The sequence below is a fragment of the Candidatus Aegiribacteria sp. genome, from assembly GCA_021108435.1.
Taxonomy (GTDB): Bacteria; Fermentibacterota; Fermentibacteria; order Fermentibacterales; family JCC-6; genus Aegiribacteria.
Genome location: JAIOQY010000077.1, coordinates 1 through 9323, shown reverse-complemented (window position 1 = coordinate 9323; position 9323 = coordinate 1). Strand labels below are relative to the sequence as shown.

At 48.6% G+C, this 9323-nt stretch carries 10 protein-coding genes; 9 read left to right on the top strand and 1 reads right to left on the bottom strand.

Annotated features, from left to right (window positions below; genetic code table 11):
• On the bottom strand, window positions 1-230 hold a 230-nt coding region (locus K8R76_04730; protein MCD4847478.1), incomplete at its 3' end, for a hypothetical protein.
• Window positions 231-360: 130 nt separating this feature from the next.
• Between K8R76_04730 and gcvT the strand changes: the two genes are divergently transcribed.
• From gcvT to K8R76_04685, 9 genes are all read left to right on the top strand, one after another.
• A complete protein-coding gene (gene gcvT, locus K8R76_04725; protein ID MCD4847477.1) occupies window positions 361-1458 on the top strand; it encodes a glycine cleavage system aminomethyltransferase GcvT in 1098 nt (365 codons plus the stop codon).
• A gap of 22 nt (window positions 1459-1480) precedes the next feature.
• A complete protein-coding gene (gene gcvH / locus K8R76_04720; protein ID MCD4847476.1) occupies window positions 1481-1864 on the top strand; it encodes a glycine cleavage system protein GcvH in 384 nt (127 codons plus the stop codon).
• Between the two features lie 3 nt (window positions 1865-1867).
• Entirely contained in the window at window positions 1868-3223 is a 1356-nt protein-coding gene (gene gcvPA / locus K8R76_04715) for an aminomethyl-transferring glycine dehydrogenase subunit GcvPA (GenBank protein ID MCD4847475.1), read from the top strand.
• Entirely contained in the window at window positions 3220-4671 is a 1452-nt protein-coding gene (gene gcvPB, locus K8R76_04710) for an aminomethyl-transferring glycine dehydrogenase subunit GcvPB (protein MCD4847474.1), read from the top strand. The genes gcvPA and gcvPB overlap by 4 nt, the downstream gene beginning before the upstream one ends.
• Entirely contained in the window at window positions 4668-5102 is a 435-nt protein-coding gene (locus K8R76_04705) for a hypothetical protein (GenBank protein MCD4847473.1), read from the top strand. The genes gcvPB and K8R76_04705 overlap by 4 nt, the downstream gene beginning before the upstream one ends.
• Window positions 5065-5493, top strand: coding sequence for a hypothetical protein (locus K8R76_04700; GenBank protein MCD4847472.1), 429 nt, complete (start codon window positions 5065-5067; stop codon window positions 5491-5493). Before K8R76_04705 ends, K8R76_04700 begins: the two co-directional genes overlap by 38 nt.
• A 32-nt stretch (window positions 5494-5525) precedes the next feature.
• Window positions 5526-7370 (top strand): glutamate mutase L, encoded by a 1845-nt coding sequence (locus K8R76_04695; GenBank protein MCD4847471.1) that lies wholly within the window; start codon window positions 5526-5528, stop codon window positions 7368-7370.
• Entirely contained in the window at window positions 7370-8491 is a 1122-nt protein-coding gene (locus tag K8R76_04690) for a hypothetical protein (protein MCD4847470.1), read from the top strand. The genes K8R76_04695 and K8R76_04690 overlap by 1 nt, the downstream gene beginning before the upstream one ends.
• An 86-nt stretch (window positions 8492-8577) precedes the next feature.
• Window positions 8578-9323: hypothetical protein (locus K8R76_04685; GenBank protein MCD4847469.1), on the top strand; the 746-nt coding region annotated here is incomplete at its 3' end.

Sequence of the window (9323 nt, the reverse complement as noted above, 5' to 3'; positions counted from 1 at the left end):
CTATGATTTGAAGGAAGGACTATTGCCTTTCTGCCGTTACGGAAAAGGAGGCTGTACCTTCTTTCAGTATCCGGCTTTTCATCTGTTCTCCAGCATGGAGTTCTCATTCTCAGAAACCATCTTCTTGCGACAGCTTCGGCAAAAAGCGCATAAAAACAATCAGGCTTACCTGACCTGCGGGCTTCCCTGCGGAGCTTTCTTTTGAGTTTCCGTGAAATGCTGATTTTCATCAGGATTTGCCTTTTTTCTGTGATTCAGTTCCTTTTCTGCTCATTGCATTTTGTTTCCCGTTTATGTAAATTCATTCCCGTATATTCTGGCAATTATTCTTATGAAAAAGTTTAGTACAGGAGAAACCATATGGACAAAAAAACGCCTCTGTACGACAGGCATGTGAGCCTCGGAGCAAAACTGGAACCCTTTGCAGGTTACATAATGCCTATAAAGTATACAACTGTGAAAGAAGAACACAATACGGTCCGAAAAGGTGTCGGGGTTTTCGACCTTTCTCACATGGGTGAGTTCAGAGTAAAGGGGAAGGACGCATCTCGATTCCTCGATTACCTTCTGACAAACGATTCTGATGTGGAACCGGGCAAGGCATATTATTCAACCATGTGCTATCCCGACGGTGGAATAGTCGATGATCTTATCGTATACAGAATATCGGATGAAGAATTTCTCATGGTCGTTAACGGATCAAACATCGAAAAGGACTGGGCCTGGGTCAACAATCATACAACAGGGTATGACATGACCCTGACGAATGAAAGCGATGATATCGCACTTGTCGCAATTCAGGGGCCTGACGCGCAGAAAGTTGCCGGGAAGCTCACGGATGCAGATCTGGAAAGCATAGGTTATTACTGCCACGCTTCAGGTCCATTCGCGGGGAAAGAGGCTCTTATCGCAAGAACCGGATATACCGGCGAAGACGGATTCGAGATTTACATAAAGGCCGAAGACGCTACGGATGTCTGGGATGCCGTTATGAAGGCCGGTGAAGAATATGAAATCAAACCGGTAGGCCTTGGCGCCAGAGATACGCTCCGGCTTGAAGTGGGTTACGTTCTGTACGGCAATGATATCGATCACACCACGACTCCAATAGAAGCGAGACTCGGCTGGGTTGTGAAACTGAAGACGAATAAAGAATTCATAGGTCGTGAGGTAATGGCCCGACAGAAGAAGGAGAAACCTGCGCGGTACATCGTAGGTCTTGAAGTAACAGGCAAAGGGTTTCCCAGGCATGGAGCTGAACTGTTCGAGGGCGATCGCAAGGTTGGTATCGTTACCAGCGGTTCACTTGCACCTGCACTGGGACACGGAGTCTGTCTTGCTTTCGTCGAAAAGGGTTTCCACAAGAGCGGAACTGAACTGGAAGCTGAAGTACGAGGGAAAAGAATCCCTGTCAAAACTGTAAAACTGCCATTCTACAAAGATGGCAGCAGGAAGTAATCAGGAACACAAGGAGGAAGATATGTCGAACATTCCGGAAGGTCTCCGATACACTGACTCTCACGAGTGGGTTAAAGATCTCGGTAATGGTGAATACATGATGGGTCTGACTTATTACGCCCAGGATCAGATGGGTGAAATTGTCATGGTTGAATTTCCCGGTCTTGAAGAATTCAGTGCAGGAGATATTTTTGGATCTCTTGAAGCAGTAAAGACCGCTGAAGATTTCTATGCTCCCTTTGCCGGGAAAATCGTACGTGTAAATACTGACCTTGAGGATGAACCCGCGCTCATTAACGAAGATCCATATAAAAAGGGCTGGCTTGTTGTGATAGCCACTGATGATTCTTCCGGTTTCAGTAATCTCAAGAGCGCTGCCGAGTACTCTGAATTCATCGGCGAGTAATCCATGAGCAGGTTCATACCGAACTGCGGGGAGCATTTCGAAAAGATGTTTCGCGCTATCGGGGTTGAAGGTGTCAGTGACCTTCTTAAATCAATCCCGCTGAAGTACCAGCTTGAAGAAGATCTTGATCTTCCTGATCCTGTTTCAGAACTTGAACTCCAGCGCGAGTTTGAAGGATATGCAGGTAAAAATACCGGAGCGGATAAGATCTGCTTTCTTGGAGCCGGTGCTTACGACCATTTCATCCCTGCGGCAGTTGATCATATTCTGCTTCGAAGTGAATTCTATACCGCGTATACACCTTATCAGGCTGAGGTCAGCCAGGGGACGCTCCAGGCTATTTTTGAATATCAATCGATGATTGCCAGACTGACCGGCATGGAGGCGGCAAATGCTTCCATGTACGATGGTGCTTCCGCTTCCGCTGAAGCATGTCTGATGGCGATGAGAGTAACCCGGAAACAGAGGATCCTCACCGCGGGATCACTGAATCCACGGTGGGCTGATGTCGTGCGGACTTACCTGAAAAGAGATGACTTCGAGATAAACGAGATTCCATTCCTTGAGGACGGTACACTTGATCTTGAAATCGCCGCGAAACTGATTGAAGGTGGAACTGCGGCAATACTTGTTCAGTATCCAAACTACTTCGGACTGATTGAGGATCTTCAGCCAATGGCTGAACTGATTCATGAGTATAATGGATTGCTGATTGTCGCCGCGGATCCTGTAGCGCTTCCGCTTCTCCGTTCGCCCGGTGATGCCGGAGCTGATATCGTTGTCGGAGAAGGACAGAGCATGGGTATTCCAATGTCCTATGGCGGTCCGTATATCGGTTTTATGGCAACCCGGAAAAAACTTGCGAGAAAGATGCCTGGCAGGATCATCGGAAGAACTTCTGACAGAGCCGATCAGGAAGGATACGTACTGACTCTGCAGACAAGAGAACAGCACATACGCAGGGAAAAAGCCACAAGTAACATCTGCTCGAATCAGGCTCTGATGGCCCTTGCGAATACGGTCTATCTATCTCTGATGGGTGAGAGCGGATTCAGGGAAGTATCGAACCAGTGTTTCCACAAGAGCCATTACCTTCAGCAGAAGCTGCTGGAAATTCCCGGTGTAAGCAGCGTGTTCGCTGATACTCCTTTCTTCAGAGAATTTACTGTCTCATTTCCCGTCTCCTCTTTGGAGATTCGGGATAGTATGGCAGAAGAAGGCATCCTTGCGGGACTTCCCATTGTTGAACTCGGTGAGGGAGTGATGCTGATAACCGTAACTGAAAAACGGACGAAGCAGGAAATGGATCTATATGTAAAAATCGCTTCTGATATCTGTTGCGGAGGTGCTGATCAATGAAAACCATCTTTGAAATGAGCAGTCCCGGCAGAATCGGCTCTTCTCTTCCCGAACTAGATGTACCGGTCTCGTCCGATATTCCTGAGGAGCTCTCAAGAGGTAAGAAAACCGGTCTGCCCGAGGTAGCGGAAAACCAGGTTATGCGGCATTTCGTGAACCTGAGCACCATGAATTATCATGTTGAGAAGGGTATGTACCCGCTCGGTTCCTGTACCATGAAATACAACCCCAAGCATTTCGAGAATCTCGCCAGATTACCGGGACTTTCAGGAATACACCCTCTTGTCCCTGAAGCCATGGCTGCCGGAACTCTCGAGATAATGTATAAGCTTGCTGATTATCTTTGCGAAATCACCGGTTTTAAAGAAGCGTCTCTTCAGCCTGCTGCCGGCGCACAGGGTGAGTTCTGCGGCTTGATGCTCATAAAGAGCTATCTTGAAAGCATAGGAGAGAAACACAGAAATGAAGTCCTTATGCCTGATTCTGCTCACGGCACGAATCCGGCAACTTCAACTCTTGCCGACTGCGTGATAATTGGAGTGAAATCTAACGAACTCGGCGAGGTTGATCCTGATGACCTCAGGGAAAAGGCTGGCCCTGATACAGCTGCGTTCATGCTGACCAATCCGAATACTCTTGGTCTTTTTGAATCAAGAATAGAGGAGCTTACCTCGATTGTTCATGAGGCCGGTGGATTGAATTACATGGATGGCGCCAATATGAACGCCCTTATGGGAGTCGCCAGACCTGGTGATATGGGATTTGATGTCTGCCATCTTAACCTGCATAAGACTTTTGCCACACCACACGGAGGCGGTGGCCCCGGCGCCGGACCTGTGGCATGCACAGCGGAGCTGGCTCAATTTCTTCCAGATCCGATTGTGATTCAGAATAAGGATGGAAGCTACTCACTCTGTAAAAAGCAGAATTCATTTGGAAGACTGCTGGCGTTTTACGGCAATGTTGGAGTTCTTTATAAAGCCTTCGCATATATCATGACCCTTGGCGGCGCAGGGCTCAGGGAAGTAACAGAGAATGCCCTGATAAACGCTAATTACCTGAAAGCGAGACTTGAGGAGTATTTTGATATTCCATTTAACAACGGTCCCTGCATGCACGAATTCGTCCTCTCCGGAGACAGGCAGGCGGAGAAGGGTGTTAAAACGCTGGATATGGCGAAGAGGCTTCTTGATTACGGTTTTCACGCGCCAACAGTGTATTTCCCGCTGATTGTGCATGAAGCGATGATGATAGAACCTACGGAAACTGAAGGGATCGAGGATCTCGATGCTTTTGCCGAGGCCATGATTTCAATTTCGCGGGAATGCGATGAAAAGCCATACCTTGTTACAGACGCGCCGGTGAACACGCCGGTTCTCAGACTGGACGAGGTCCAAGCTGTCAAGGAACTGTGTATCGTGGAACCTTCGGATGAAGAGGAACAGTGACAGATACAACGGATAAGCCGGAAGCTGTACTTGAATGGATTTCCCATCCTGCCGGTGAGCGTCCCTGGGCAACGGTAGCGTATGTCTCAATCATTCTGCTCGCCGGTTTTCTGGCAGCTGTGATAATGGGGAATAATCTCTGGTGGGGACTTGTGTTTGCTTTCGTACTGTTTCTCTCAGGGTGGACATATTTTCTTCCAATTCGATTCAGGATGGGTGATGATGGTGTCAGCAAAAAGTCTCTCTTCGGTAAGGAGCGTATGACCTGGACGCAGGTCAGAAGTATTGTTCCGGATAAGTATGGTGTTCTTCTGAGCCCTTTCCCGCAGCCAACCAGACTTGCGAAATTCAGGGGAATGTCAGTGCAGTTTTCAAGAAACAGAAAGGAAGTCCTTGAATACATCAGGACACATACCGCCGGGCAGCCATGATCTAATTGATCTCGAGGGCACCGAGGATTACTCGGATCTCATGGAGAAAATTTCAAAAGCCATAGTGCAGAGACAATTGACTGTACCGGCAATAATATTTCTGGAATCGATTAAACCCTTGTCGTTTCTGGGGAATCAGATGCTTATATTTGCTAATCCGGTTGTTTCACTTGTAGTCCAATCCGGTAATTACTACAAGTTCATCCGGATGATCGAAAACAGGGAAAATATAGAGAAGCTTACGATTATGATTGAAGAAGAAAATGCTCGTGATGTTCAGAGCCGCAGGGAGTTGAAAGAGACTCGCCGGAAGGAAAAAAGCAACAGAAAGACCTTCTGGAGCCGGCTCATGCACAGGAGCAAGGATAGCAATACAGAAGAAGGAGGTTAATAGCGGTGGCCGATAAAGAAATCACCAGAATCATGGCAACGGACTGCGGCAGTACCACTACAAAAGCCATTCTTATCGAAAAGAGGGATGGTGAGTACCGTCTCATCCGAAGGGGAGAGGCACCAACCACTGTCGAAGCTCCCGCTGAGGATGTTACCAAAGGGGTACTTAACGCGGTAGGTGAAATCGAGGATCTCGAAGGGCGAAAATTCCTGAAGGCTGACGGAAGTACTGTTCAGGTATCTCCCGACAGCAAAGACGGAGTGGATATCTATATGTCCACTTCTTCCGCCGGAGGCGGTCTTCAGATGACAGTGGCCGGAGTTGTCAAGACGATGACCGGTGAAAGCGCCCAACGCGCGGCTCTCGGCGCAGGCGCCATCGTCATGGATGTGGTTGCGTCCAACGACGGCAGGCTCGCACATGAGAAGGTTGCGGACATCAGACGATTGAGACCTGATATGATTCTCCTTTCCGGAGGTATCGACGGCGGTACGATCGATCACGTAGTTGAACTTGCGGAAATCATAAAAGCTGCCGATCCAAAACCCAGATTTGGCGTAGGCTATAAACTTCCTGTCATCTATGCAGGTAATAAGGATGCTGCCGGGGAAGTCGCGAAGGAACTCGGGGATCAGGCCGAATTGAAGATAGTGGATAATCTTCGGCCTGTTCTTGAAAGAGAAAATCTCGGTCCGGCAAGAGATCTGATTCATGAACTGTTCATGGAACATGTCATGGCTCAAGCTCCCGGTTATCCAAGGTTAATGGAGTGGGCAGGGCATTACGTTGACGGCAAATGGAAACAGGTTCCCATCATGCCTACTCCAGGCGCTGTGGGGAAACTGATCGAGATTGTCGCGAAGAATGAGAATATCGAAGTGATGGGTGTTGATATAGGCGGTGCGACAACAGATGTTTTCAGCGTTTTTACAAGTGGAGATGAAACTGTTTTCAACCGAACCGTATCCGCAAATCTTGGTCTGAGTTACAGCGTATCAAATGTTCTTGCAAGCGCGGGATTTGACAATGTCATGCGCTGGGTTCCTTTCCATATGGATGAGGCGGACCTCAGAAACAGGATCAGAAACAAGATGATACGTCCAACGACCATTCCGCAGATGCTGAAAGAACTTATTGTTGAACAGGCCATTGCCAGAGAGGCTCTCAGGCTTGCGCTGGTGCAGCATAAGGAACTGGCTACCGGTCTTAAGGGTGTCGCCCAGGAGAGAACTATCGGCGATGCTTTCGAGCAGACACAAACCGGGGCAACTCTGGTAAATATGATGAATCTTGATCTGCTGATAGGATCGGGAGGAGTTCTCTCTCACGCGCCCAGAAGAAGTCAGGCCGCTCTCATGGTCATAGACGCATTCCTTCCGGAGGGCGTAACGATGCTGGCGGTGGACTCGATTTTCATGATGCCTCAGCTCGGTGTACTGTCAGAAGTACTTCCACAGGCTGCTACAGAGGTGTTCGATAAAGATTGTCTTATACGGCTCGGATCCTGTGTGGCTCCTTCCGGACAGCTGAAGAAGACGGACGTTCTTGCCGATGTCAGCATCAAAATGTCTGATGGATCATCAAAGGAACTTAAGATAGAGCGTGGAAAAATGTTCGTTCTGCCACTTGGAGTCGGAGAGAAGGTTCAATCTGTAATTAAACCGGCGAAGAACCTTGATGTCGGTTCCGGTCCCGGCGTTGAATGGACCGGCGAGCTTGAAGGTGGTGTGGTCGGCCTTGTATTTGACGGAAGAGGAAGACAACCTTTCAATCTTCCCGAGGATGATTCAGAGAGAATCGCAAAACTTCAGGAATGGGCAAAGGCGCTTGACATATATCCGGACAGATTTCTGGATCTGGAGGGGAGCGAATAATGGCTTTTGCATATACACCGGGATTGAGAGTTGCCAGTGTTACTGAAATCCTGAAAGAGAGAAGGCTTCCTCTCGCCGGAGAAACTCTGGTTAATGTCGGTGATTCAGTAACAGGAGAAACAGTTGTCGCCAGGACGGAACTTCCGGGCAATGTCAAGATGATGAACATCGCGAACATCATGGGAATGCCTCCGGGAGATATTCCTGAGCTTCTGTTTAAAAACGAGGGTGACCCGCTTGAGGAGAATGAACCTATAGGTCAGACGAAAGGCTTATTCGGTCTTTTTAAAAACACGGTTAGATCCCCTATCAAGGGGACTTTTGAAAGCTACAACCACATTACAGGACAGGCTGTTCTTCGCGAACCTCCTATTCCTGTGGAGATCGATGCTTATATAAAGGGAACGGTTTCTGAAATACTTGAAAACGAAGGCGTGATCATCAAGGCCACCGCGACGTTCGTTCAGGGTATTTTCGGGATAGGCGGTGAAACTCGCGGGGAGCTTAAAGTTTGTGCGGATAGCCCGGAGCAGGAACTCACGGGAGATCTCATTGATGAATCCTGCAGAGGCAAGATCCTTCTTGGAGGTTCTTTTGTCTCGTACGAAACCCTTAAAAAGGCTATCGCTACTGGAGTAAAAGCGATAATAGTGGGCGGTTTTGATGATAAGGACCTTAAGGAATTTCTCGGATATGATCTGGGTGTTGCCATAACCGGACACGAGAAGAAAGGCATAACGCTCATCCTTACAGAAGGTTTCGGAAGGATGACCATGGCTCATGGCACTTTTGATCTTCTCCGTTCTCGAAAGGGTATGCTTACCAGCGTAAACGGCGCTACTCAGATAAGGGCAGGTGTCATGCGTCCGGAACTGGTTATCCCCGTTGATAAAACGCTTAGTGACATCGGTTCGGATAAACAGGCCGGCGCTATGGATATCGGTTCCCCCATCCGCTGTATTCGCGCACCCTACTTCGGGAAGCTGGGTAAAGTGGCAGCGCTCCCTGCGGAACTCCAGGTGCTGGATTCCGAAGCTCATGTAAGAGTGCTGGAAGTTGAATTCGAGAATGGAGAAACCGCTACAGTTCCACGGGCGAATGTGGAGCTGATTGAGGAATAGAATATTGCAAAGTGAACGTGATTGATTTTATAGAGATGATGCCTCTGGATATCCAGGGGCATCTTCTTTAATTGGAAGGAGGGAACATGAGAAACCTTTCGGCTGTTATTGCGGTTCTGCTTGTGTCTCTGGCAGGACATGCTCTGGCCGATAATACAGACCCGCCTGAAAGCGTTTTGCAGAATGTCGGTCTGGCACATGAAGTCTGCAGGATAGCAGATCTGCAGGCATCCGATATTCCAAACGATGAAGGTGACTCCGTTCAACTCAGCTGGATCATGGAAAGCGAAGGAATCAGGCCGGATTCTCTTGGAATAATGAGAAGAGACCCCGCCGGTTCCGAAGAGCTGATTGCGACTCTGCCTGGAAATTTCACCGATTGCACTGATGATTCAGCCTGGAACGGCATTACTTACTCTTACTGGATACTTTCCTTCCGCGGGGGAGTTGCTGAAGCCTGCTCCGATGAGGTGCAGGCAGTCGCATCCGCCCAGTGGCTTTATTCCGGCCGTATTGGAATGCTTATTATCCTTTCTTTGATAATGGCAGTCATAATTTACTATATCGAAGTTGGAAAGCGGGGGAAAGAACTCTACATTCGCGAAATAGGAGGGCTGGCGGCGGTTGATGATGCTGTAGGCAGGGCAACCGAAATGGGCAGGCCTGTTCTATACGTACCCGGTATAATGGATATGGATAATATCCAGACGATCGCGAGTATAGTTATTCTCGGAAGAGTCGCGAGAAAAACCGCCGAGTACGGATCCCCGCTGCTTGTTCCAACAAGTAGAAGTGTTGTCATGAGTGTTTCGCAGGAAGTGGTCAAGGAGGG

Coding starts and splice junctions, on each gene's coding strand:
- gcvT (MCD4847477.1), top strand. CDS start 361: ATGGACAAAAAAACGCCTCTGTACGACAGGCATGTGAGCCTCGGAGCA.
- gcvH (MCD4847476.1), top strand. CDS start 1,481: ATGTCGAACATTCCGGAAGGTCTCCGATACACTGACTCTCACGAGTGG.
- gcvPA (MCD4847475.1), top strand. CDS start 1,868: ATGAGCAGGTTCATACCGAACTGCGGGGAGCATTTCGAAAAGATGTTT.
- gcvPB (MCD4847474.1), top strand. CDS start 3,220: ATGAAAACCATCTTTGAAATGAGCAGTCCCGGCAGAATCGGCTCTTCT.
- K8R76_04695 (MCD4847471.1), top strand. CDS start 5,526: ATGGCAACGGACTGCGGCAGTACCACTACAAAAGCCATTCTTATCGAA.
- K8R76_04690 (MCD4847470.1), top strand. CDS start 7,370: ATGGCTTTTGCATATACACCGGGATTGAGAGTTGCCAGTGTTACTGAA.